The 22,327-nt window shown below is 61.8% G+C and carries 19 protein-coding genes and 2 pseudogenes; 17 read left to right on the forward strand and 4 right to left on the reverse strand.

The annotated features are described in order from the left end of the window. Positions 1 to 19 precede the first annotated feature (19 nt). The 6 genes from NHF53_RS23070 to NHF53_RS23095 all read left to right on the forward strand — a co-directional run bounded on the left by NHF53_RS23070 (position 20) and on the right by NHF53_RS23095 (position 9,941). Positions 20 to 1,726 (forward strand): hypothetical protein, encoded by a 1,707-nt coding sequence (locus NHF53_RS23070; protein WP_252836292.1) that lies wholly within the window; start codon positions 20 to 22, stop codon positions 1,724 to 1,726. Positions 1,727 to 2,043: 317 nt separating this feature from the next. Then, complete coding sequence (locus NHF53_RS23075; RefSeq protein WP_252836293.1) at positions 2,044 to 5,889, forward strand: CapA family protein; 3,846 nt, start codon at positions 2,044 to 2,046, stop codon at positions 5,887 to 5,889. Positions 5,890 to 5,968: 79 nt separating this feature from the next. Continuing rightward, positions 5,969 to 7,942, forward strand: coding sequence for a CapA family protein (locus NHF53_RS23080; protein WP_252836294.1), 1,974 nt, complete (start codon positions 5,969 to 5,971; stop codon positions 7,940 to 7,942). 74 nt (positions 7,943 to 8,016) lie between these two features. Beyond that, positions 8,017 to 8,868 (forward strand): D-alanyl-D-alanine carboxypeptidase family protein, encoded by an 852-nt coding sequence (locus NHF53_RS23085; protein WP_256481302.1) that lies wholly within the window; start codon positions 8,017 to 8,019, stop codon positions 8,866 to 8,868. Between the two features lie 489 nt (positions 8,869 to 9,357). Then, positions 9,358 to 9,612: a type II toxin-antitoxin system HicA family toxin gene (locus tag NHF53_RS23090; protein WP_252836296.1), complete on the forward strand. Its 255-nt coding sequence runs from the start codon at positions 9,358 to 9,360 to the stop codon at positions 9,610 to 9,612. Next, positions 9,609 to 9,941 carry a type II toxin-antitoxin system HicB family antitoxin gene (locus NHF53_RS23095; protein WP_252836297.1) on the forward strand — a complete coding sequence of 111 codons (333 nt, stop codon included), beginning with the start codon at positions 9,609 to 9,611 and terminating at the stop codon, positions 9,939 to 9,941. Before NHF53_RS23090 ends, NHF53_RS23095 begins: the two co-directional genes overlap by 4 nt. Positions 9,942 to 10,041: 100 nt before the next feature. On the opposite strand, the gene NHF53_RS23100 is transcribed toward NHF53_RS23095, so the two are convergent. The 4 genes and pseudogenes from NHF53_RS23100 to NHF53_RS23115 all read right to left on the reverse strand — a co-directional run. Continuing rightward, positions 10,042 to 11,180, reverse strand: a protein-coding gene (locus tag NHF53_RS23100) for an IS3 family transposase (RefSeq protein WP_252836298.1) whose coding sequence is annotated in 2 segments (ribosomal slippage) — positions 10,042 to 10,922 and positions 10,922 to 11,180 — 1,140 coding nt in all. Because the reading frame shifts where the segments join, the coding sequence is not laid out codon by codon here. Positions 11,181 to 11,480: 300 nt separating this feature from the next. Further along, positions 11,481 to 12,752, reverse strand: coding sequence for a type II toxin-antitoxin system HipA family toxin (locus NHF53_RS23105; RefSeq protein WP_252836299.1), 1,272 nt, complete (start codon positions 12,750 to 12,752; stop codon positions 11,481 to 11,483). Beyond that, on the reverse strand, positions 12,749 to 12,979 hold the full coding sequence (locus tag NHF53_RS23110; RefSeq protein ID WP_071832086.1) for a helix-turn-helix transcriptional regulator: 231 nt from the start codon (positions 12,977 to 12,979) through the stop codon (positions 12,749 to 12,751). The genes NHF53_RS23105 and NHF53_RS23110 overlap by 4 nt, the downstream gene beginning before the upstream one ends. 167 nt (positions 12,980 to 13,146) lie before the next feature. Next, positions 13,147 to 13,371, reverse strand: a pseudogene (locus NHF53_RS23115) (IS3 family transposase); the annotation flags it as partial. Between the two features lie 394 nt (positions 13,372 to 13,765). Here NHF53_RS23115 and NHF53_RS23120 point away from each other — a divergent pair. From NHF53_RS23120 to NHF53_RS23165, 11 genes and pseudogenes are all read left to right on the forward strand, one after another. Next, positions 13,766 to 13,894: pseudogene (locus NHF53_RS23120) on the forward strand (IS30 family transposase); the annotation flags it as partial. Between the two features lie 459 nt (positions 13,895 to 14,353). Further along, positions 14,354 to 14,644: a helix-turn-helix transcriptional regulator gene (locus NHF53_RS23125; protein WP_252836300.1), complete on the forward strand. Its 291-nt coding sequence runs from the start codon at positions 14,354 to 14,356 to the stop codon at positions 14,642 to 14,644. A gap of 18 nt (positions 14,645 to 14,662) precedes the next feature. Further along, complete coding sequence (locus NHF53_RS24350) at positions 14,663 to 14,935, forward strand: hypothetical protein (RefSeq protein WP_374591319.1); 273 nt, start codon at positions 14,663 to 14,665, stop codon at positions 14,933 to 14,935. 216 nt (positions 14,936 to 15,151) lie between these two features. Next, on the forward strand, positions 15,152 to 15,475 hold the full coding sequence (locus NHF53_RS23135) for a hypothetical protein (RefSeq protein ID WP_252836301.1): 324 nt from the start codon (positions 15,152 to 15,154) through the stop codon (positions 15,473 to 15,475). A 359-nt stretch (positions 15,476 to 15,834) separates the two neighbouring features. Continuing rightward, on the forward strand, positions 15,835 to 16,125 hold the full coding sequence (locus NHF53_RS23140; RefSeq protein WP_252836302.1) for a DUF1778 domain-containing protein: 291 nt from the start codon (positions 15,835 to 15,837) through the stop codon (positions 16,123 to 16,125). A gap of 234 nt (positions 16,126 to 16,359) precedes the next feature. Further along, positions 16,360 to 16,638 (forward strand): hypothetical protein, encoded by a 279-nt coding sequence (locus NHF53_RS23145; protein WP_252836303.1) that lies wholly within the window; start codon positions 16,360 to 16,362, stop codon positions 16,636 to 16,638. Then, the gene (locus NHF53_RS24115; RefSeq protein WP_256481303.1) at positions 16,635 to 16,769 is read left to right on the forward strand and encodes a hypothetical protein; all 135 of its coding nucleotides are present in this window, start codon (positions 16,635 to 16,637) and stop codon (positions 16,767 to 16,769) included. The genes NHF53_RS23145 and NHF53_RS24115 overlap by 4 nt, the downstream gene beginning before the upstream one ends. Positions 16,770 to 17,735: 966 nt before the next feature. Then, positions 17,736 to 18,758, forward strand: a complete 1,023-nt coding sequence (locus NHF53_RS23150; RefSeq protein WP_252836304.1) for a sulfate ABC transporter substrate-binding protein — start codon at positions 17,736 to 17,738, stop codon at positions 18,756 to 18,758. Between the two features lie 108 nt (positions 18,759 to 18,866). Then, positions 18,867 to 19,703: a sulfate ABC transporter permease subunit CysT gene (gene cysT, locus NHF53_RS23155; RefSeq protein WP_252836305.1), complete on the forward strand. Its 837-nt coding sequence runs from the start codon at positions 18,867 to 18,869 to the stop codon at positions 19,701 to 19,703. Further along, entirely contained in the window at positions 19,693 to 20,565 is an 873-nt protein-coding gene (gene cysW, locus NHF53_RS23160; RefSeq protein WP_252836306.1) for a sulfate ABC transporter permease subunit CysW, read from the forward strand. Before cysT ends, cysW begins: the two co-directional genes overlap by 11 nt. Positions 20,566 to 20,578: 13 nt before the next feature. After that, positions 20,579 to 21,613 carry a sulfate/molybdate ABC transporter ATP-binding protein gene (locus NHF53_RS23165; protein ID WP_252836307.1) on the forward strand — a complete coding sequence of 345 codons (1,035 nt, stop codon included), beginning with the start codon at positions 20,579 to 20,581 and terminating at the stop codon, positions 21,611 to 21,613. Positions 21,614 to 22,327: the final 714 nt, after the last annotated feature.

Consider the following 22,327-nt stretch of genomic DNA (forward strand, 5'->3'; position numbering starts at 1 on the left):
CGTGGCGAGATACAGATGGATGGCTGGCATCTACCGGATCGTTCTCCTCGACACTCCAGTCCAGTCGACGCTCTACGTCCTCCTCTTCGTCCTGTCGCAGGTAACCCTCCTGGCAATGTTCCTGTTGCCGTGGAAGATCCTCGTTCTGTTCAGTCCGGGAGTGCCGTCGACCGGCCTCGAACAACTGTTCGGCGCCCGGGATAGGCACACGGTCCTTCTCCTTCTCAGCGCCTTGCTGGCCGCTTCCTTCCTGCTTCACTTTCTCGCCGACATCGGAAGACGCGGTCTCGTCGGCCAGGGGGCCGGACACATCCTGCGAGCCCACGGCAAGACCGGTCTGTTCAACGGGCACCCCCAGCAGATGGAACGGATTTACAACCGGTTGCTCAGCGGTATCAGTGCTGCGTTCTGCAGCCTGCTGGTCTTCGGGTGGCTCGGTGCCCGCGACCAGCTTCTCCTTCTCTCGGTCTTTTTCTATCTGGGCCTCAGCGCGATCTTCATTCGCCTGCGCGGAGACGGGCTTGTGTGGCCGCTTGCCTCTCGCGTCGGCGCCGACGTCATCGAAAGGTGGTGGGTGGGGGCCGGATTCCTGTTCTTCGTCGGATGGACGATCCTCGGCTATATTCGGGACGAACATCTCGACGTGTCGGTCGTCTTCATATCTCTGGTCCTGTCCCGACAGGTTCTGCTCCTCATCCTGCTCGGGTCGAAACAACTGGCGTGGCTGCACGGTCAGGCAAGACAGGTCGAAGCGCTCCTCTTTGCGAGCACCCCCTGGCTTCCACAGACCAGGGAGGCCGACGGTTTCGAGCGGCTCGTTTCCCCCGAGGAAAGAGCCGGCTGGATCGGCAATCTGCTCAACGCCCACTACGCGGCGGCGCCGGCACGCGAGGACCTGGACATCCGCTGCCGGCCTGTCGAAGGCGGTATGATCGTCTACATTACCGTCGTGCCGAGCGGCAAAGGCGACCACCCCGCATTCCTTCTGAAGCTGTTCCACTCTTCCTTCGAGTCCGTCGCGCGGCACGAGGAGGAGCTGCTTACGCTCGAAAACGTCCTGCCCTGTGTGCCACGTCTTCTCGGAAAGCACGAAATTGACGGGCACATCGTTTTTGTCCTCTCCTTTGCGTCCGGGTCGAAATGGGCGAGTGCCGGCGACCGCGGTCCTGCAAGGATGTCAGCACTGAAGGCGAACCTGCTCGAATGCAGTCTGCCACCGGCGCTTGTCGCCCGCTACGACAATAGCCAGCCAAGCCTGTCGCGCAGGCTCCGGGAGATCGATTGGGCGGTCCTGAATGCCTTTGCACCCGATCCTCGCGTCGCGGATCTTTGCATGGAGATCGAGACCGCCTGGCCGGCAATCCTCCAACGCCTCGACGGAATGCCACGGCACCTGGTCCTACCGGGGCTCGAACGCCGGGTCGTCGCCGTCACACCGACGGGGGACCTTATCCTGTGCAGCCTTATTCGTTGGCGGTGGGAGCCGCTTGGCGCCGGCTGGCCTGCCAGGGGGCAAACAATCGAAGCCTGGTCGGCCATGATCGGCACGGCGAGCGTCGCCCGTCCGGAACTGGCTGCGGTCAGTCCCGCGGACACCAGGCTCGCGGCCGTGGCATACGAGTTCGAGCGGCTTGTGGGCGCGCGGGATTTCGCCGCCGCGCTCGAACTGGCCGAACCGTTGCAGGCGTCGGCAGGTGCACTCATGCATCCGGTTGGGCGACAATAGATCGGACATGTGTGTCGCCGTGCCGCCTTGCGAGCGCCGCTCGCGGCCCGATCGCCAAAGCAGAAGAGGCGCTCCATTGCTTCCTTAAGTGGCCCATTAGCGAAACCATCCGGTATCAGGGCGCGTGGCGAGGTTGCGAATCGCTGACTTGCCACCCCTTGCCGAGTACGAACCAGGGGTGTTCCCATGGACCGTCGGTGAAGAGTTGGACACCGTTTCCTGCTCAGGCCCGTCTTGGCTTCAGGTCGGCGCGGGCGATCCGGGAACCTGCGGCTCTTCGGGCGGTCGGCGGGGAACTCGTTCGATATGGGGGTAAAATGGCCAAGTCGGTAAGATCATCCGGCAAGACGTATTCCGCAACGATCGCCTGGGGTGGCGATGTCAATATCGGGCGCCGGCTGCACGGCGCGAGGGGCGGAAACTACGCGGATGCGCTGGCGGGTCTTGCTCCGCTGAAGGAGGCGGATCTTTCCATCGTCAATCTCGAATGTGTCGTCGCGACATGTGGCGAGCAGGGCTTGGATAAGGGCGAACGAAGCTCCTACTATTACCGCGCCCGCCCGGAAATGCTCGCCACCCTGATCGATGGCGGCATCGACCTTGTCGCCACGGCGAACAATCACAGCGGCGACTACGGACCGGAGGCGCTTCTCGAACAGGCTGACTGGCTCGACCGGGCGGGCATTGCGCATGCCGGAAGCGGCGCCAACCTCGAACAAGCCTTGCGACCGGCAATTCGGCGGGCCGGACACTTCAATGTCGCCGTCTTTTCGATCGACGCCACCCAAGCCTCCTTCGCCGCGACTGCGGATCGGCCCGGCCACGCTTATCTCCCCCTCTCCAATCCGGCAGCCTGGCGCGAGACGCTGGCACCATTGATCCGGCAGGCCCGGCAGAGCGCTCACCTCGTCCTCGTGGCGGTGCATTGGGGCGGCAATCACGAAGCCGTGCCATCCGAAGGAGAACGTCAGGCGGGCCACGCCCTGATCGATGCCGGGGCCGATGCCGTGCTGGGCACATCTGCCCATCGGCTCCAGGGTCTGGAGATCTACAAGGACCGGCCGATCATCCATGATGCCGGAGATTTGCTGTTCGACGCATATCAGCGGGAGACGAACGACACCGGCGTCTTCGTGCTCGATGTCGACGCCTCCGGCGTGCGGCGGGTCACGTTTCATCCCGCCCATATCGGCTATTGCGCAACGACATTGCTTGCCGGGCCGGACGCCCTAGCTGCCGCGCGCAACTTCGCGGACCTGAGCGCCTATTTCGATACGCCGCTTGATCTCTCTCCTGACGGAACCTGCGGAATCGCCCTTGCGCCGCCACGCCGCAAGCTCGCCTCACTCGCGTCCGCCCCCGCGACCCGATACGATCTGGACGCCCTGCAGCGACCGGCTTCACCAAGGCCGGAATGGATTGCCGAGCGCGTGCCGGACGAGTGTCGGCTTGAAACGCCGGTCACCCTCGGCCCGCTGGAACTGCTCGGAGCACGTCTGACGCCCGGTCTTCTCGACAGGAGGGGTCTCTTCTTCGTAGAATCCTACTGGCGCCTGTCCGAACCGACCGAAAAAAATTGGAGGCTGGATTTTCTCGCCCATCCCGACAAGGCCGCGGGCCTGCCGGATTGGGGACAGTCCTGCGATCATGATCCCTGCGACTGGATGTGGCCGACAAGCCGATGGGAAGCCGGAACAATTTACCGCGACTTCTATAGCCTTCGGCCGTCGCAGATCCGGCGATGGAAAGATGCCTCCGTCCAGCTCTCGGTCTCGGTAAAATGTGAAGGAGAGCAGTCGGAACGGGTCCGGCTTCCGGTCTTCGCGAAGTTTGCCCTTGGCCGGCAGGAAGCCTTGTCCCTCCTGATCGCCAATGTCCCGAGCTACAAGACCTGTACGGACGCCGAGATCGCTGCAAATGCACCGGACGAATCGAAGGGCAATTGGACCGCACAACAGCTCGAGACGATTACCGGCGGCAAATGGCTGGTTCCGCCTCCACCCGGCTGGCATATGCGCTCGGTCATCTACAAGGGGGCCGGTATCGATCCGAAGGATGCCGAACGCCCCGCCGTCTACGCCGCTATGGACATGCGCACCGCGGCCCGCCACGAGCTCTGGGGCGATCTCGACCAGAAGCCCGACTGGGACACCCATGACCGGCTTCCCGTCATCCAGAAGCAAATTGACGGTGCCATGGTGATCCGGCCGGTCGAGGGGCTGGCGCCTTCTCTTCCGGTGTTTCAGGTCGATGATCCCATGCAGGCCGTGATGGAACTCGGCGTCGCAGGCCGACAGCGCCTGGCCGGACGCGTCGTCGCGGTTACCGGCAGTTCCGGCAAGACCTCGCTGACCAATATGCTCGTCCAGTCGATGCAAGTCGACAAAAAGGTAGCAACGAACCGGGCCAACTACAATTCAAGAACCGGCATCCTCTTCCTCTTTGCCAATATCGCACCCTCCACCGACGTCGTGGTTCTGGAAGCGGCCGTCAGCGCAATCAATGCGCCGGGATTCCGCAACATCAAGCTCGTTCGTCCCGACATCGCGGTCATCACGAACATCGCCCCGTCCCATCTGCCGAGGGGAAAGACGCTGAAATTCGTGGCGCAGAGAAAAGCCAATCTGTTCGAAGGCGTTCCCGAAGGCGGTTGGGCCGTCATCTACCGCGAGACGGAGTATTTCGACTATCTCTGCGAAAGGGCGCGCAAGCGCGGGCTCAACCTGATGACCTACGGCACGGGCGCCGATTGCGACATTCGCCTGGAGACCTACGATCCCGCCACGAATACGGTCACGGCCACCCTCGGCGACGGAAAGCAGCTGCGTTACGAGATCGCGGCGGATGGCATGCATATGGCTCTCAATAGCCTGGCTTGCCTCTGCGTCCGCAAGATTCTCGGCTTTGAGCTCGCGCCGTTCCTTCCTGCGCTGAAGAATTTCACGCCGTCCGCCGGCCGCGGCCAGACCCGCAAGCTCGACTATCGCGGCAAGGCCGTGACGCTCATCGACGAATCCTACAATGCCAATCCGGTTTCCATGCGGGCCGCGCTCGACCTCGTTCGCCTGAAGCAGGAGCCGGGAGCGAGGGATGTTCTGGTGCTCGGCGACATGCTGGAACTCGGCGACGACGACAAGAGATATCATGTCGCACTCGCTCCGCAGATCCGTGAACTCCAACCTGATCGGGTTCTGCTCTGCGGCTCCCGCATGCAGCATCTCTGGAAAGAACTCCAGGCCGATCCTGCCGCTCCCGTGAAGGGAAGCTGGTATGCCGATGCGCCCGGGTTGATGAGGGAGCTCGACCGCTGGGTCGAGGACGGGGACCGCATCTTGGTGAAGGCCTCGAACTCCATCGGCCTCGGCGCGCTGGTGAAGGAGATGACGAAGGAGAGCGACGCTCGCCCCGGTGTTCCGTCGATCATCTCACGTCCGATTGGCGCACATGTCGGCTATGCCGTCTTCAACCATAACCGTCGAGAACTTCTCGTGCAAAGCCCGGGCCGAGAGCCCTTCGTGCCGGGGACCCTGCAGAAGCTCATGACCCTGATGGTCGTTCTCGACCTCGTGCGGGCGGAGGGCGGAGACCCCGCCGACCTTGTCCACCTCATTCCGGCCGCACCAGCGGGCGCGGCCGCGCCACTGTTCGCGCCCGGCAGCCTTGTTTCGGTCGAGACGCTGGCCCGTGCCGTCATTGTCGCCGGCTCCAACGAGGCCGTGAAGCATCTCGTCGAATGGACGGGCTTCACCAGCGCGGATTTCGTTCGAATCATGATGACGAAATCGGTCGAAATCGGTCTTCGTGATGCCCTCTGGACCACGCCGACCGGCCTCGGCGCCACGGCGCGTATCAGTGTCGCGGATACAGTCGCGCTCACGTCGGAAATCGTGGAATCCTATCCCGAGCTTCTCGAATGGGCATCCCGGCCCGACTTCGAAAGCGGCGACCGGCGTCTGCGTAACACCAACGGCCTTATCGGAACCGTCGACGGTGTGGACGGGCTTCGCGCAGGCGAACTGAAGGGAAGCGGCGCCAATCTGGTTGCTACGCTGCGACGCGGCGGCGAACGCTGGTCTGTTATCGTCCTTGGTGCTTCAGGCATGCCGGAATGCTTCTCGACCGCGCGAACCCTCATCGCGCGCGATCTGGCGAAAGCCTCATGATGCGGACGGTCCGAACCTTTCTCTCAAACATTCTCTGCCCATGCGTGCCACGCGCAATCCTGAAGGAGTTCGCACCGGCATGACCAGGATTTCTATTGCTGCGGTCGGCGACGTATTGATGTGGGCACCGCAGATCGAAGCGGCGAGAACGGATAACGACAGCTTCTCCTTCGATTACGTCTTCGAACCGGTTGCGCCTTTCCTGCGCGGCGCCGATCTCGCGATCGGAAATCTGGAAACAACTCTTTCGGGCCGCGAAGAAACCTATGTCGCGTCCCACCCGAATGGTCCGTGGCCCCGCTTCAATTGTCCCGACGAACTGGCCGACGCGCTGAAACGGGCGGGATTCGGCGTCATGACGACAGCCAACAATCACTGCATGGACCGTGGTGGGGAGGGCGCCTGCAGGACGCTCGACGTGCTCGACGGCCGGGGTATCCTGCATACCGGCACCTACCGGACAGAAGAGGAATCGAACGAGGACCTGATCGTCGAGGTAAAGGGGATCAAGATTGCGATCCTTGCCTACACTTACGGGACCAACCTCATACCGGCTCCGGCGGGCAAGCCGTGGATGGTCAATCTGATCGACCGCAGGATGCTCCAGCGCATCCGTCGGGCAAAGCGTGATGCTGATCTTACTATCCTCTGTCTACATATGGGGGTCGAGCACGCCGAATGGTCGTCCCCCCGCCAGCGGTACTGGGTCAACGCCTGCTTCGAGCATGGAGCGGATATCGTCCTCGGCTGTCATCCGCATGTCCTGCAACCCACAGAATCGGTTCTGGTCCGCGATCTGGACGGCGTCGCGAAACGCCGCTTCGTCATCTATTCGCTCGGCAATTTCTCCTCGCGGAACATGGGATCGTTCCGCACGCTCACCGGTGTGATCCTGGAATTGTCGGCGCGGCGGAGGGTAGACGGCCTCGTCGAGGTGGAAGAGGCCGGCTATACGCCCACATGGGTAGACGAGACGGACGGATACAAGGTCGTGCCCCTTGCGCGGCGGCTTCGGGACGACCCGCCCAGGGACAGCCGAGCGCGAGCCATGCAGACAGCCCTCGACTACGCCACACGGCATCTCGTTTCCTCCCATCGCCCGAAACGACCGCTGTGGACGCCCTCGGAACTGGCGAACCTCGCGCGCGGCAGATGGTTACGACAACCGAAGCTGCCCTTCTGGGCTCCCGACAAGGTACGGGCGCCGCAGAAGGGGCCGGATGCCGATCTCGATGCCCGTTGGCTGCAGGGCATCCTGTTCGTCCGAACCGAAAAGCAACTGAAGCGATGGTTCGGCGACCGACGCAACGAAGGCGTATTTGCCTCCGGATGTGTGGTCGTGCCGCCGTCACTCGAGCTGAGCGCAAACCTGCCGCGGGCGCGCGCTGTTCTCGTCGCGCCCGGCGTCGAAGGTGCCCTGCAAGCGCTTGCCCTCTGTGCCCGGCGCCGCTTTCGCGGCAAAGTAGTCCTCGTGGCGGGTACCCATAAGCGGACCGAAGCCCGCAAGGTCCTCGTGAAGATACTGGAGGGGCGGGCAGCCAATGTTTCCACCAATGTCGACGGGTTGGCGACTTTTTCTCACCTCGTTCAGTTCCTCGCCTCGGCCGATCCCGAAGCGGATTACATCGTCTATGAATGTGCGGCCCCGGCGGGTTCGGGCGATTTCCGCAGCCTCTCCGCCCTGCTGGAACCCGATGTGCTCCTCGTGACGGGTATGGGCGAAGCCGACAAGCGCCGGCCGGAGGATTATCTGCAACTGGCCGAGGATTTGCGGCCGAACGGTTGGGTGATCCTCAATACACAGATGCGCGCCTTCGAACGTCTGCGTCTGCTGATGGCCGGCGAGCACAAACTCCTCACCTTCGGAGGCCCCGGCGGCGATATCCGCGTCCGGGAAGCCGAGGACGGTTTGCTCGACGTTTCCGTCGGCGAGAAGCGGCTCGGCAGTCTCACCGCCGACGGGGAGGGGAGTGATGTCACGGCGGGGCTTGCCGCAATGGCGGCCGCCGCCGCCCTCGGCCTTTCTCCACCGATGCAAGGCGACCGGTTATGAAGGGACGGGCCGGAGTATCGCTGCAGACGCACGTGGCAGAGGGAAGGAGCCGACAGATGGAGGGGGATTGCGGTATGAGCGGAACCCTCGACCGGTCCGGTTTGTGTGCCGAACAGAATGGAGGCCCAAGGCTCTCTGCGCGGTCGGCCGTGGTCCTTCGCCTGCGCGGCCCCCGTTTCGAGGAATGGGTTCCCGTTTTCGCGAAGAATCCGGAAATGCGCCTTGCGCCGATGTCGATCACCAAGGTCCTGACGGCCGCTGCGGCGGTCTCGGTCGCCGAATGTTTCGACCTGCCTTTGGACTATGCCGTCACTGTGGCTGAAACCGATGCGGCGGGAGGATCAGGCAACAATCTGGTGGCCGGCGATGTGCTCACACTCGACGCGCTACTTGCGGACATGATGGTCGTCTCCTCCAATGTCGCCGCCCGCGTCATCGCCCGCGCGATGGGGGAGTTTCTGCCCGGCGGCCCGCGGAAACAATCTCCCCGGCTGAGATTTCTGGCGGAGATGAACCGTACCGCGGCCGCCTTCGCAATGAGGGATTCGGCATTCCTCAACTCGCCCGGCTTCAAGGCCGAGGGTCAGTATTCGACGGCGATGGATCTGTCGCTGCTGATGTCAGCTGCCAGTCGCGATCCCGTAATAGCGCGTTGGTGGGGCGTCGCGGGCTCCAACATTTCCGTCGAGGGACCCCGGGCCCGCTCCATCCGGCTCGTCAACACGAACCGGATGCTGGTCGCAGGGGATCCCAATATCCTCGGTGGCAAGACGGGTACCTTTCCAGGTCAGTACAATCTCGCGCTCTGCTCGAGGTTGCCCGATGGAGACCGTGCCATTACGGTCCTGCTCGGCGCGCCGGACGATCGCGCACGCTATGGCGATGCCCGCGCACTCCTCGACTGGGTGCAGGCGGGGCAGGTATGAACTTTCGGCAGTGTCGTGGCTCCTCCGCCGACGAGGAGCCATAAGCTGGGAGTGCCCAGTGGCGCAATGTCGCCGCCGACCAGATCAGGCCATCGACTTAAGCGCGCCGCCAAATGGGCAGCGCAACGCAGGATCTGCCGGATACATGGCGTTTTCCAGGGGCGCACGGGACCGAACTCCACAGCGCGGCCAGCCCGAGCTCCTGAACAGGTGAATCAAGCGACGAGCAGACGTCATGGGCGTCCTCCCCAGCGACGATGCCATCATGCCTCGTTGCCCGCGGCACCGGAGCGGCTTGAGGATCTCCTAGGCCATCCCCGGCAGTCCACCCAGGTGCGATCTCAGCACCTGGACGGGCATCGTGGCCGAGGTCTTCGAAGATGGTTCGGCGACCTCTTCGATGAGCTCTTCGGCCCGGAGAGTGGATCGTCCCGTGTCCGGTCAGAACGGACTTTGAATTTGGTACCATTTAGTGATACCGACTTCCCCATGAAAAAGCGTCACAGAGCCACACTGGAACTGATCTTCGCTCGCCCGGTCAGCGGCTCGATACGCTGGGCCGACATCAAGGCACGATCTGAAGCGCTCGGGGCAGAGGTCAGTGAACGCGAAGGTTCTCGCATAGGTGTCTTCCTGTTTGGCGAAGTACGTGTCTTTCATCGCCCGCATCCTTCTCAGAACACGGACAAAGGTGCGGTCGCCAGCGTGCGGAAATGGCTGGGCGAACACGGAGTAAAACCATGAACAATGTCATCGAAATCAATAGCGAGAAGGCGGTTATCGCCTTTGACCCCGAGATCAAGATGCTGCGCGGCGAGTTTGTCGGTCTGAATGGTGGTGCCGATTTCTATGCCGAAAGCGTTCACGAGTTGATTGAGGAAGGTCGCAGGTCACTGGGCGTCTATCTCGACATGTGCCGGGAGAAGGGCATTGAACCGCGTCGGAAATTCTCCGGCAAGTTCAACGTCCGCCTCACGCCTGACGACCACGCGGCAGCGGTCATTGCTGCGGCTGCGGCGGGCAAGAGTCTGAACGAATGGATCGTCGGGACGATCAGGGACGCCGCTGAATAGCGGAAATGATACGCCTTGCGTGCGCATGCGGGCGAACCGAGAGGTGGCTCGGTTTGTCTGAACAGCTTCGGGCGTTTCGCTAAGTGGATTTCCGCCTCGATTATGCCGCCACCATCATTGGTGCCAGCGCGTTGAAGTAGGCCTGATCCGGTGTTTGCCGGTCAAGGGATGAATGTGGGCGTCGAGTATTGTAAAAGGTCAGATAGCGGCCGATGGCGACGCGGGCTTCGGACACGGTCTTGTAGGCGTGGAGGTAGACCTCCTCGTATTTGATCGACCGCCAGAGCCGCTCGACGAAGACGTTGTCCCGCCATGCGCCCTTGCCATCCATCGAGATGGCGATCTGCGACTTCTGCAGCACAGCGGTGAAGTCGATGGAGGTGAACTGCGATCCCTGGTCGGTATTGAAGATTTCCGGCCTGCCATGACGGGCAAGTGCCTCCTCCACCGCCTCGATGCAGAAGGCTGCTTCCATCGTGATCGACAACCGCCATGACAAGACCTTTCGGCTGAACCAGTCCACGACGGCGCACAGATAGACAAATCCCCGCGCCATGGGGATGTAGGTCAGGTCCATCGCCCAGACCTGATTGGGCCGGGTGACCGCCAGCTTTCGTAGGAGGTAGGGATAAATTTTGTGCCCTGGCGCTGGTTTCGAGGTGTTCGGGCGGCGGTAGATCGCTTCGATGCCCATCTTCTTCATCAGCGTGGCGACGTGTAGCCGCCCGGTCTCCAGACCTTCTCCTCTCAAGAGCCCTTGCAACATCCGACTTCCGGCAAACGGGTAGTCGAGATGCAATTCATCGATCCGCCGCATCAGGGCAAGGTCGCCATCAGGCACCGGGCGTGGAGAATAATAGACGCTTCCACGGCTGAAGCCGAGAAGCTTCGCCTGGCGCACGACGGATAGCTTGTGCTCGCGGTCGATCATTTCTTTCCGCCCAGCAATCCCGCCTTGCCGAGCGCACCGGATAAAAAATCGTTCTCCAGTGTCAGCTCGCCGATTTTCGCGTGCAGCGTTTTGACATCGATGGTCGGACCCGGCGGCTCCGCCTTCGTTTCATCGCCGAACACACCCGTCGCCCCCTCAAGGAGCTGGTCTTTCCATTGCTTGATCTGGTTGGCGTGCACATCGAACTGCTGGGACAACTCCACCAGCGTCTGCTCACCTCGGATGGCGGCAAGTGCCACCTTCGCCTTGAAAGCCGGGCTATGGTTCCGGCGCGGTCGTCTCGTCATGGTCTCTCCTGTTCCCGGCATCTAAGCCGAAGTCAGGCAGAAATTCCACTTATCCTAGCTGTGCAGATTTCCCGAGCCAGCTCTCCGTCCGGTCCCTGACCCCGCCTGCAAACGAAATCGAGCATGCCTGATTCCGCCGTGCCGCAGCACGCCGCGCTTTATCTCCGCGTCTCGACCGCGCGGCAGGCCGGGCATGATGTCTCCATTCCTGCCGACGACCGCCGTCCTGAGTCCAGTGCATGATTTGGTTCTGCCACCCTCGGCGTCGCTTGGGAAGATTTGCCCTGCACTGCAAGGACGTCAAATCGTTTGCACGAATATTTGGCGAAGCGTGTCTGCTCTGTTGTTGCTGTTCGATCTCAGCTCGACAAGCATTTGGCTATCTGACGTCTTTCGGAAATCGTCTGCGATATTGCTGCTCATTGATGAAACCAGCTCACATAGTTCAGTGGTTCGCCGCCGTAGGAGCGGAAAGCCAACTCCTGCCTCCTTCGCGAAAACTTGCCACGCTTCAGCATCCATCTCGGCGAGCGTGGCGCGCTTGCCGATTCTCATTGCCATTTTCGGTGAAAGCTCCGGGTACGCGACCGTGGAGAGAAGGTCATACAACGGCGCCATTCTCGCCCCCTGATCGTCGTAGAGAATCGAGAAGTTCTTCCCATGAGCGTCGGCGTTTCCGACGATAAGATTGAAGATTGCGGCGTCCAACAGCTTCAGGACATCCGTGGCCGGTCGCGATGACACCTGCCGTAAGAGCTCGAAGCAGTCCTTGAAGGTCGGGCCGCCCTCGGCGGCGTATTTCGTTTCAGGTGGTACGCCGAGCGCCTGACAAAAGTCTTCCTGGTGAATTCGCTGGACGACGCCGCCGTTATCGCGAACACGGTCATATCTCTCGACTAGAAGGAACGAGCGCCCCTCCGCAGACCTCGACTCGACAGGAGCAACGTCGAGGCCGATGGCGGCAGCGAGCCTCATCACAAAAGCTTCGTTCTCTGTTGTTTCCCTGAAGCGCGCGATGGGTGGCTTAAGTATGTGCGTGGTCGCCTGGCCGGGAAGTGGAAGCGCGATCTGGCCGTCGATTAGAACAACCGGTACCTTTGACTGTGCGCCAGCCAGCGAAAGCCTCAAGCCTTCCTGGCCAGCCAATAGCGGCCGCATCGGAAGTGCGTCCAGTATCTGAACGATTCCGGCCTCCTCCAGAGGTGTTGGCTGCTGGTCAGCGATAGGCCCTGCTTCTATGGGCTCCTGATCTTCCGGCAAAAGCTGAAGTGCGCCGGCGACGTCACCACCTAACCGGTCGAGAAGTGCAAAGTCGTTTGCGGGTGAAACGCCTAGCGCCTGGGCGGCAGCCAGGCGCTGGCTTTCCTCGGGCAGCAGGCCGCCGAAAAATGGTCGGCATTCACGACGAGAAAAGCGTTCCGGGCGCTTCGGGAGGGAGGCAGACAGAGGAAGCGTGTTGTCGTCATCAAGCCAAGCTTTGGTGTAGGCGAAGCCGATATCGCCGTGCCTATCTTGGGTAAGTTGCCCGACAATGTGGCCATCCCACCAGACGTTGAGAGTCCTTAACGTCATTTTCTACGTTCCCCAGGAGCCAAAATATCGATCGAACAACCGAGCGTTTGCAGAACCTGCAAGACTTTTCCGATCTGTGCTGTCGGCTTACCTGCTTCAAGATCGACAATGAACCGGAGGCCGACACCCGAAACGCCGGCAAGCTCGTCCTGTCGCAAGTTTTGCTCCTTGCGTGTGCTGCGGACCAGGGCGCCGATATCGGCTGGACTTCTGACTTGTTTTGCCATCTTTATTTCCCGATCGGGAAAGTAGCAGCAAATCAGGTGTCTTGTCGAGTAAATTTTCCCGATCGGGAAAACGGATGGCGCAAAGTGGCGCTTGACGGAAAACGTTCCCGATCGGGAAATTCAGGTGGAGCCGAAGCGATGTCATGAACTTCGGCAGTAGCCTGCTGCCGTCTTTTCGGATTGCAAAAGCGCTCGATGTATTCGAACACATCCGCTCTGGCATCATTGCGCGTCCGATAGACCTTCCGCGCTGTTCTTTCCGTTTTGAGCGATGAGGAGAAGTTTTCCATTGCGGCGTTGTCCCAGACATTTCCGGAGCGGCTCATGGAGCAGGTAATACCATGCTCGGTCATGAGGCGCTGGAACTGCTCGTTCGTGTATTGGGCAGATTCAAGCGGTCGTCGCAACACCAACTGATTGGAGGTTGTAATGGCGGTCCAGAAGCGTGCATCGGACAGATGTACACGAGAGAAAGTTCGTTCCCCAGGACGTCCGTCCGCATGGCAGCGTGAAGAGCGCGGCCGGTTCTGGCAAGCTATTGCCTTGGGGCGGGCAAGTGAGGAAGCTGCGTTGGATGCCGAAGCATCCGCCCCGCTCGGCCCGCGCCGCGCTGCCCGTCGACCGCGCGCATGTAAATTGGCGAGCAATCCGATCCTCCGCCAATATGTTGAGGAGCGTTTGGCTGGTAAAGTCTCCAAGGGAGGTGGTCTCGCTTTCAACGGCCCGGTAGTGATGTGGAAGAAGCGGCGAGCGGTTCACCGTCAGAGCCGCAGGTGTTCGACGGCGTGGAGCCCAGAGCAAATCGCGCACCGCCTCAAGATTGACTATCCAGAGAATGATGCCATGAGGATCAGTCACAAGGTGATTTATCAGTCGCTGTATATCCAGGGGCGCGGAGCGTTGCGCAGGGAACTTTCGGGATGGTTTTCTTCGCTGCAATGGGGGCCGTTTCGCTCATATTGTTCGATGCGAACAGCGGTTCCGATGCTTGGGTGAACCCTGTGCTGAGCATGTCGTTGATGCTGTTCGCCTGCGGTAGCGCCGTCAGGGGCTGAAAGATGGTCAGCCGGATCAGTTGCTTCAACGACCGCTTCGGTAGTTGGCAGTTCTGACGGCAATTATTCAACCCATTTTGATGGGTTGAATAATTTCGGAAAATGCATTATTTGAACCATTGAAAGGGTCAATTAATGCGCTTAACGCTCCAAACCCTTTTAATGGTGACTGGCATCACGCCGCGACTCTGGAACTCCAGGACGACGCGGCCGGCTTCCAGGGCGCGTCTCCGGACATTCTGGATCGTGCGATGGAGCGCTGTATCGCGATAGCAGACAGCGTTCTGGCGGCGTTTCAATAATGGCGAAGGACCGCCAGATGGCTCGCTGGAAGAAACCGACGAAAGACGAGATTCTTGAAAACCGGCGAACACTGGCGGAGCGTGCGCGTAATGGTGACTTAAGGCTGCCTGGTGCGGTGGCCGAAATCCGAAAAGGCTTCGGCATGACTCAGGAGGAGTTCGCAAAAACGCTTGCACTAACGCGGCGTCAAGTCGCAGAGATCGAAGCCGGCACGGCAAACCCAACATTGGCGACTATGGAAAAGATCGGAAGGCTTTTTGGGTTCTCGGTAGGCTTTGTGCCGAGAGAACCTGCCTCTTATAAATAACTCGAAATATAGATCTTTTTGGCTGAAGTCGGAGAACGGAAGCTTTCTCGCGCCTCAGTCGAGCATTTGAAGAACCTGCAGGACTTTTCCAATCTGAGCCATTGGCTTGCCGGCTTCGAAATCCACGATAAACCGGACATCTACGCCAGACGGGCCAGCAAGTTCGTTCTGCCACAAGTCTTGCTCACTGCGTGTGTTTCGAACCAGAGTGCCTATTCGGCTGCACTTTTACCCCATTTCGCCATCATGTTCCCGCTCGGGAAAATTCCAGCCGAAATGGTGTGGAGTTGAGTCTAATTTTCCCGATCGGTAAAGTTCGGCAAGCAGAGCCACTAGAAGCCGTTTCTATCCCTCCGCTGAAAAGCGTCACACAGCTTTGCGATTTCGGAGTCGCGAGCAGCTCCCCCTCTGCGCCGATCGTTTGACGCTGTTTGTATACCTCGGCGGCCTCGATATCGCGTTCCTGCAGAGCGAAGGTGCGCGGCCGCCGGTCGCGACGTTCCCGAAATGCTGGGTGATATTCTGGTGCGGGCCGGCCGCAAGGGCCAGAAGACGGGCGGCGGCTGGTACGACTACGAGGCCGGCGACCGGCGACCGCTTCCCTCACAGGATGTTGCTCAGCTACTCCGCGACCAGATCAAGCCCGGTGCCGCCCTGGACGCCGCCACTATCGCCGATCGCCTGGTCGGCGCCATGTCCCGCGAAGGCGAGGCGATCCTGAGCGAAGGGGTCGCCGAGAGGCCGTCCGATATCGACCTGGTCGAGATCCACGGTTACGGTTTCCCACGCTGGCGCGGCGGCCCGATGTTCTGCACGTCGGCTGGCGATTGAAAGACAAGGTATGAGATCCTCACCCCGGATCGCGCGAAAGCGTCATTAGCGGATTGCAGAGGACGTCGAAGTCGCAGCCTTCGAGAAGACGGATCGCATGGTCCTTGACGCTGAGCGCGATCGGCGTCGGAGCCGCCTGAGGAATTGCTGGGCCATCCCTGGCCCTTTCCCGGCAGATCGCCCAAACACGATTTCTGCACATGGACAGTCACTGACGACTGGCCCGTTCCCGTCACCGAGGCCGACATCGAGGTCGTTCGAACGATGGTTCGGCGACCTGTTCGATGAACCCTTCGGCTCATCCGGTCCTCGATAAATCCGGCAGTATGCCGTATATAACCTTTCCAAGGAGATCCGCCATGCCCAGACCCGCAAGTGAAGTCGAAACCGCCCGCCTTGAGGCGCGCGTTCCCGCCCATGTCTATGAGCAGTTGCAGCGCGCGGCCAAGCTGCGCGGCATGACGCTGACGGGCTACCTCATCGCCACGGCGGGTGAGGATGCCCGCCGCACGGTCGAGGAAGCCGACGTGCTGCGTCTGGCGACGGAGGATCAGGTGCGCTTTGCGAAGGCACTGATTGATCCGCCCGCGCCCAACGCCCGTCTGGCCCGCGCAGCAAAGCGTCATGCCGACCTGATCGGCCCCCGGTGAGTGCAAGGTTTGCGATAGAGGCGCTGACCAAGGCCCACCAGCGCAAGACGTTCTCGTGCGGCAACGAGCGGATAGACCGCTATTTCCGCGAGGCCGTCACGCAGGACATCAAGCGCCGATATGCCACCTGTTTCGTCGCCCGAGACCTCGAGGCCGACCGGGTCGCGGGCTTCTACACGCTCTCATCGAGCAACATTCCGTTGACGGCCGTGCCCGAACCGCTGGCAAGCCGGCTTGCCGCGCTACCCGACCGTCCCCGCGGTGATGATCGGCTGGTTCAGACGAGACGAGTCCTATGCCGGGCTCGGACTCGGCGAGGCGCTGCTGTTCGACACGATCAAGACCGTCGCCGAGGCGCCGATAGGGGCTCACGCAATATTCGCCGATGCCATCGACGCGAAGGCCGCCGCCTCCTACGCGGCCTTCGGATTCACGCCGCTGCCTGATCGGCCACATACGCTGTATCTGCCCATTGCGACGGCACAGCGCCTTTTGTCGGGAGAAACCTCATGACAACTTTCAACGACGGCAAATCTCCGCCTCGGGTGCCGCAGCGCGCCGCGCTCTATCTCCGCGTCTCGACCGCGCGGCAGGCCGAGCATGAAGTCTCCATTCCCGACCAGAAGCGACAGGGCGAGAGATAGTTCCAGCACCATGTCGAATAGCGTACGAACGTCGTTTGTGCGGCCTTCGTATCGGCGGGGAATTAGCGATTGTTCCGGCTTGATCGGAGCCGAGGTTTTGCCTTCGCCGCCACCGAAGCGAACGAGATGAGCCGTCTCGACCAAGATGGCCTGTTCTCGTGTCCAGATCGCCTGGCGACAGCGTCAGCGAGAAGGTGTGTCCAAGGACAACGTCCAGACTGTAACGAAGTGCGGCGGCACTCTTCCGCTTGATGAGTCCCTGCAGGGAGCGTCCGACGTGGCGAAGGATGGCTCCGCTGGTTCGTGATCTGCGCACTCCGTATCATCTGCGCTCGTGCAGTACTGTTCCAGGCTACTGACTGCCTTGTACCTTCGCCAATTCCGCTAATTTGCCCATTAGTGAGCGCATGTGCAGTCTGCCCCTGTGTTTTGGAGCATACCTGTGATCACGCCGAGAATCTTTCTTCCGCTCGCGAGAGCGAAAGTGCGCTTTATTTTCTTTGCCGTTTTGGAATTTGGCTCGGGCCGCCGCGCTACGAGGTACGGCTCTGTCGTTTCGATCGCGCCCGGTGCAGAAGTTCAGAGATCCGGATAGATGCCATGCAACGGCGCACTGCGTCAGGCGTTCGCTTGCAGCGCCTCGCGACCCATGTGCTTCGCTACCGCGATACGAAGACCTCCCATCCGCCGAACCCCGGACACCGGCGTCAGGATACGGGGTTGGGAGGATTGTTGCGGTGGCAGAAAATGCGGTGGTCACGTTGGTGGCGGAAAACGCGCTTGTTCTTGAGTTTTCACGCGGCAAGTCCAAGCCAAGCGGACACAGAAGTAGGCAGCGGGGCGTCTTCGATGATCGATCCTTTACAAAGCGAGCGCGACTATGAACCGAAGCGAGTGCGGCCTGAACACGGCCCGGGAGCTCCGCAATTGGCCCTAAAAGGATACTACAAGAAGGGGACAGCTGTGATGACCACATTCCTGAAGCATTTGAGCGGTTTTCTGATCGGCCTGTCGTTGACGGCCGGCTTGGCCGCCCCGGCCTTTGCCGACACGAAGCTGCTGAATGTCTCCTATGATCCGACGCGTGAGTTCTACAAGGAATACAACGCCGCCTTCGCCAGGCACTGGAAGGCCGAGACCGGCGAAGACGTCACCGTCCAGCAGTCCCACGGTGGTTCGGGCAAACAGGCCCGCTCGGTCATCGACGGGCTCGACGCCGACGTCGTGACGCTGGCGCTCGAAGGCGACATCGATGCGATCGCCAAGGCGACCGGCAAGATCCCGGCCGACTGGCGCAAGCGCCTGCCGAACAATTCCTCGCCCTATACCTCGACGATCGTCTTCCTGGTCCGCAAGGGCAATCCGAAGGGCATCCACGACTGGGGCGATCTGGTGAAGGGCGACGTGCAGATCGTCACCCCGAACCCGAAGACGTCCGGCGGCGCTCGCTGGAACTATCTCGCCGCCTGGGCCTGGGCCCACAAGGAATTCGGTGGCGACGAGGCGAAGATCAGGGAATACGTCGGCGAGATCTTCCGCCGCACGCCGGTCCTCGACACCGGCGCCCGTGGTTCGACCGTGACTTTCGCCCAGCGCGAGATCGGTGACGTGCTGATTGCCTGGGAAAACGAGGCCTATCTCGCCGGCAAGGAGTTCGGTGACGATGCCTTCGACATCGTCGTGCCGAAGCTCTCGATCCTCGCCGAGCCGCCGGTCACCGTCGTCGACGGAAACGTCGACGCCAGGGGCACCCGCAAGGTCGCCGAGGCCTATCTCGAATACCTCTATTCGCCGGAAGGCCAGACGCTCGCCGCCAGGCACTTCTACCGTCCCGCCAAGCCGGAACTGGTGCCCGCCGACCAGCCGACGCTGCCGAAGCTCGACCTCGTCACGATCGATGACCCGATCTTCGGCGGCTGGGCCAAGGCGCAGCCGACCCACTTCGGCGATGGCGGCATCTTCGACCAGATCTACAGGCCCGCCCGGTAAGCGGCGCTTCTGCCGAAATCGGCAAGTCCCGGCCGCAGGGCCGGGGCTTGCTGCCGGGTGATTTGAAGGCATGATAGAAGACGCGACGGGGCGATGGCGGGAACATTCATGAAGAACTGGCGACAGCCGAGCATATTGCCGGGCTTCGGCCTGACGCTCGGCTATACGATCTTTTACCTGACGGCGATCATCCTGATCCCGCTCGCTGCCCTCGTCTGGCGTTCGGCCTCGCTCGGCTGGGACGAGTTCGTCGCCATCGCGCTCGACGAGCGGACTTTGCTGGCGCTGAAGGTGAGCTTCGGCTGCTCGCTCATCGCCGCGTCGATCAACGCCGTCTTCGGCGTCCTCACCGCCTGGGTGCTGGTGCGCTATCATTTTCCGGGCCGCCGCCTGCTCGATGCGATCATCGACCTGCCGTTCGCACTGCCGACGGCGGTCGCCGGCATCTCGCTCGCCGCACTCTATGCACCCAAGGGCTGGGTCGGCTCGCTGTTTGCGCCGCTCGGCATCAAGATCGCCTTCACGCCCCTCGGCATCGTCGTGGCGCTCGTCTTCGTCGGGCTGCCGTTCGTCGTGCGCACCGTCCAGCCGGTCATGCAGGAGATCGACCACGAAGTCGAGGAGGTTGCCGCCACCCTCGGGGCCAACCGCTTCCAGACGATCGTCCGCGTGATCCTGCCGGGTCTCGTGCCGGCGATCCTCACCGGCTTCGCGCTCGCCTTCGCCCGCGCCGTCGGCGAATACGGCTCCGTCATTTTCATCGCCGGCAATATCCCTTACGTTTCGGAGATCGCGCCGCTCCTGATCGTCATCCGGCTGGAGGAGTTCAATTATGCCGGCGCCACCTCGATTGCCTGCATCATGCTTATTATTTCCTTCGCCATGCTGCTGCTGATCAATCTTCTGCAGATGTGGAGCCGCCGGAGGTACGCCAATGTCCGCTGAAGCCGCCGAAACCCGCACCGCCTTCCACGAAGTGGCGAACGAGACCGCCGGCTGGCGCCTCGCCCTGACGCTGATTGCCGTCGTGTTCATGGCGCTCGTCGTGCTGCTGCCGCTCGTCGTCGTCTTCGTCGAGGCTTTCCGCAAGGGCGCCAGCGAGTTCGTCGCAGCGCTTGCCGAACCCGATGCGCTCGCGGCGATCCGGCTGACGCTGACGGTCGCGATGATCGCCGTGCCGCTCAACCTCGTCTTCGGGATTGCCGCCGCCTGGGCGATCGCCAAGTTCGAATTCCGCGGCAAGGCGTTCCTGACGACGCTCATCGACCTGCCGTTCTCGATCTCGCCGGTCATCTCCGGCCTGGTCTACGTGCTCCTCTTCGGTTCCCAGAGCCTCATGGGACCCTGGCTGAAGAGCCACGGGGTCGAGATCATCTTCGCCGTACCGGGTATCGTGCTCGCAACCGTCTTCGTCACCTTCCCCTTCATCGCCCGCGAGCTGATCCCGCTGATGGAGCAGCAGGGTTCCGGCGACGAGGAGGCGGCGATTTCGCTCGGCGCCACCGGCTGGCAGACCTTCCGGTACGTGACGCTCCCGAACATCAAGTGGGGCCTTCTCTATGGCGTGCTGCTCTGCAACGCCCGCGCGATGGGCGAGTTCGGCGCCGTCTCGGTCGTCTCCGGCCATGTCCGCGGACTGACGGAGACCATGCCGCTCCATATCGAGGTTCTCTACAACGAATACAACTTCGTCGCGGCCTTCGCCGTCTCGACGCTTCTCGCCCTGCTCGCCCTCGTCACGCTCGCGCTCAAGACCATTCTGGAGCTGCATTACGGCGAGGAAATCGCAGCCAGCCGCAAACACTGAAAGGTCCTCGCGAATGGATGTCACCATCACCAATATCCGCAAGGAATTCGGACAGTTCCCGGCGCTGCACGACGTTTCGCTCTCCGTCGGCTCCGGTGAACTGATCGCGCTCCTCGGCCCCTCCGGCTCCGGCAAGACGACGCTTCTGCGCCTGATCGCCGGGCTCGAACAGCCGACCGCGGGCCAGATCTTCTTCGGTGAGGAGGACGCCTCGCTGAAGAGCGTCCAGGAGCGCCACATCGGCTTCGTCTTCCAGCATTACGCACTGTTCCGCCACATGACGGTCGCCGAGAACATCGCCTTCGGGCTCAAGGTGCGCCCGGGCGCCACCCGCCCCCCGGCGGCCGAAATCCGCCGCCGTGTCTCCGATCTGCTCGACATGGTGCATCTGAGCGGGCTCGAAAAGCGCTATCCCGCCCAGCTGTCCGGCGGCCAGCGCCAGCGCGTGGCGCTCGCCCGCGCCATGGCGATCGAGCCGACCGTCCTGCTGCTCGACGAGCCCTTCGGCGCGCTCGACGCCAAGGTGCGCAAGGAGCTTCGCCGCTGGCTGAAGGAGTTCCACGACCGCACCGGCCACACGACCTTCTTCGTGACCCACGACCAGGAGGAGGCGCTGGAACTCGCCGACCGCGTGGTCGTGATGAGCCAGGGCAAGATCGAGCAGGTCGGCACCGCCGACGACGTTTACGACCGCCCGAACAGCCCCTTCGTCTTCTCTTTCATCGGCGATTCCTCCAGCCTGCCGGTGACGGTCAAGGATGGCGCGGTGCTCTTCGAAGGCAGACGGATCGGGATCGGTGACGACGGGCCGGATGGCGAGGGAAGCATCTTCTTCCGCCCGCAGGACGTGACGGTCGCCGAGGACGGCGATGCACTCCGGGGGCGGGTCATCGCCAGCCGGCGTCTCGCCGGTACCCGCATCGCCGAAGTCGACATCTCGACCAACGGCACCGGGCACCACATCGAGATCGAGGTACCGCTGGAGGCCAATGTCGCCGTCGGCGGCGATATCCGCTTCCGCCTGCAGCACTGGAAGCTGTTCCGCTAGGGCAGAGCGATATCGTGAATAGCGGCCACATCGGGCGATCTTGCTGATCGCTCGAGCCCGGGACGATCGGAACAAGGACGCGATCCTTGAATGGGCTGAAAAGGCCCCGAATTGGGATATTGCTTATGCACGCGACCGCCAAAATGGGCAGCGAGTGGTCGCGATATGCCGGGTATTGTCATCGGCTGGTCTTGCCGGGCGGACAATCTTGACCTTGTTAGCCCAACGGTCTCTCTGCCTCATTTCGGATGCAGATCATGGTCTGACGCGCGACACCCCCGTCCAGCTAATTTGCCTATAAGTCAGTGGTTATGCAGTCTGTCTCCGTATTTTGGAGCATGCCTGTGAACACACTTGGAATTCCCTCCGCAATTGCGAGGAAAAGAGCGAGAACTGTTTCCTTTTCTCGCCCGGAATTTGTCGCGGCCGCGAATCTTGCGAGGTTCGGAACCGCAGTTCCGATAACAACCAGAGCAGCCGAAGCACAAGAACCCGGATATGCGAATGCGGCGCAAGGAAGCGCGGCCAGGCATTCGTTTACAGCGCCTCGCGACCGATTGCTTCGCCGTCGTGATGTGAAGATCTCCGACCATCCGAACTGCTGATCGCGACATCGAGGGAAGGGGCCTCGGGCTTGTTGTTGCGGTTGCGATCAACACGGCTGTCGCGTCGGAAGACGAAGACGCGCTCGCGCGACGCTTGGCTCAATCCTTC

The sequence above is a fragment of the Ciceribacter sp. RN22 genome (assembly GCF_024054295.1).
Taxonomy (GTDB): Bacteria; Pseudomonadota; Alphaproteobacteria; order Rhizobiales; family Rhizobiaceae; genus Allorhizobium; species Allorhizobium lividum.

Excerpts from the sequence above, each read along its gene's own strand:
- cysW (WP_252836306.1), top strand. The coding sequence starts at position 19,693 with ATGTCCGCTGAAGCCGCCGAAACCCGCACCGCCTTCCACGAAGTGGCG.
- NHF53_RS23105 (WP_252836299.1), bottom strand. The coding sequence starts at position 12,752 with ATGACGTTAAGGACTCTCAACGTCTGGTGGGATGGCCACATTGTCGGG.
- NHF53_RS23095 (WP_252836297.1), top strand. The coding sequence starts at position 9,609 with ATGAACAATGTCATCGAAATCAATAGCGAGAAGGCGGTTATCGCCTTT.
- NHF53_RS23110 (WP_071832086.1), bottom strand. The coding sequence starts at position 12,979 with ATGGCAAAACAAGTCAGAAGTCCAGCCGATATCGGCGCCCTGGTCCGC.
- NHF53_RS23075 (WP_252836293.1), top strand. The coding sequence starts at position 2,044 with ATGGCCAAGTCGGTAAGATCATCCGGCAAGACGTATTCCGCAACGATC.
- NHF53_RS23085 (WP_256481302.1), top strand. The coding sequence starts at position 8,017 with ATGAGCGGAACCCTCGACCGGTCCGGTTTGTGTGCCGAACAGAATGGA.
- NHF53_RS23090 (WP_252836296.1), top strand. The coding sequence starts at position 9,358 with ATGAAAAAGCGTCACAGAGCCACACTGGAACTGATCTTCGCTCGCCCG.
- NHF53_RS23165 (WP_252836307.1), top strand. The coding sequence starts at position 20,579 with ATGGATGTCACCATCACCAATATCCGCAAGGAATTCGGACAGTTCCCG.
- NHF53_RS23135 (WP_252836301.1), top strand. The coding sequence starts at position 15,152 with ATGCTGGGTGATATTCTGGTGCGGGCCGGCCGCAAGGGCCAGAAGACG.
- cysT (WP_252836305.1), top strand. The coding sequence starts at position 18,867 with ATGAAGAACTGGCGACAGCCGAGCATATTGCCGGGCTTCGGCCTGACG.
- NHF53_RS23080 (WP_252836294.1), top strand. The coding sequence starts at position 5,969 with ATGACCAGGATTTCTATTGCTGCGGTCGGCGACGTATTGATGTGGGCA.
- NHF53_RS23140 (WP_252836302.1), top strand. The coding sequence starts at position 15,835 with ATGCCCAGACCCGCAAGTGAAGTCGAAACCGCCCGCCTTGAGGCGCGC.
- NHF53_RS24115 (WP_256481303.1), top strand. The coding sequence starts at position 16,635 with ATGACAACTTTCAACGACGGCAAATCTCCGCCTCGGGTGCCGCAGCGC.
- NHF53_RS23125 (WP_252836300.1), top strand. The coding sequence starts at position 14,354 with ATGGCTCGCTGGAAGAAACCGACGAAAGACGAGATTCTTGAAAACCGG.
- NHF53_RS23150 (WP_252836304.1), top strand. The coding sequence starts at position 17,736 with ATGACCACATTCCTGAAGCATTTGAGCGGTTTTCTGATCGGCCTGTCG.
- NHF53_RS23070 (WP_252836292.1), top strand. The coding sequence starts at position 20 with ATGGCTGGCATCTACCGGATCGTTCTCCTCGACACTCCAGTCCAGTCG.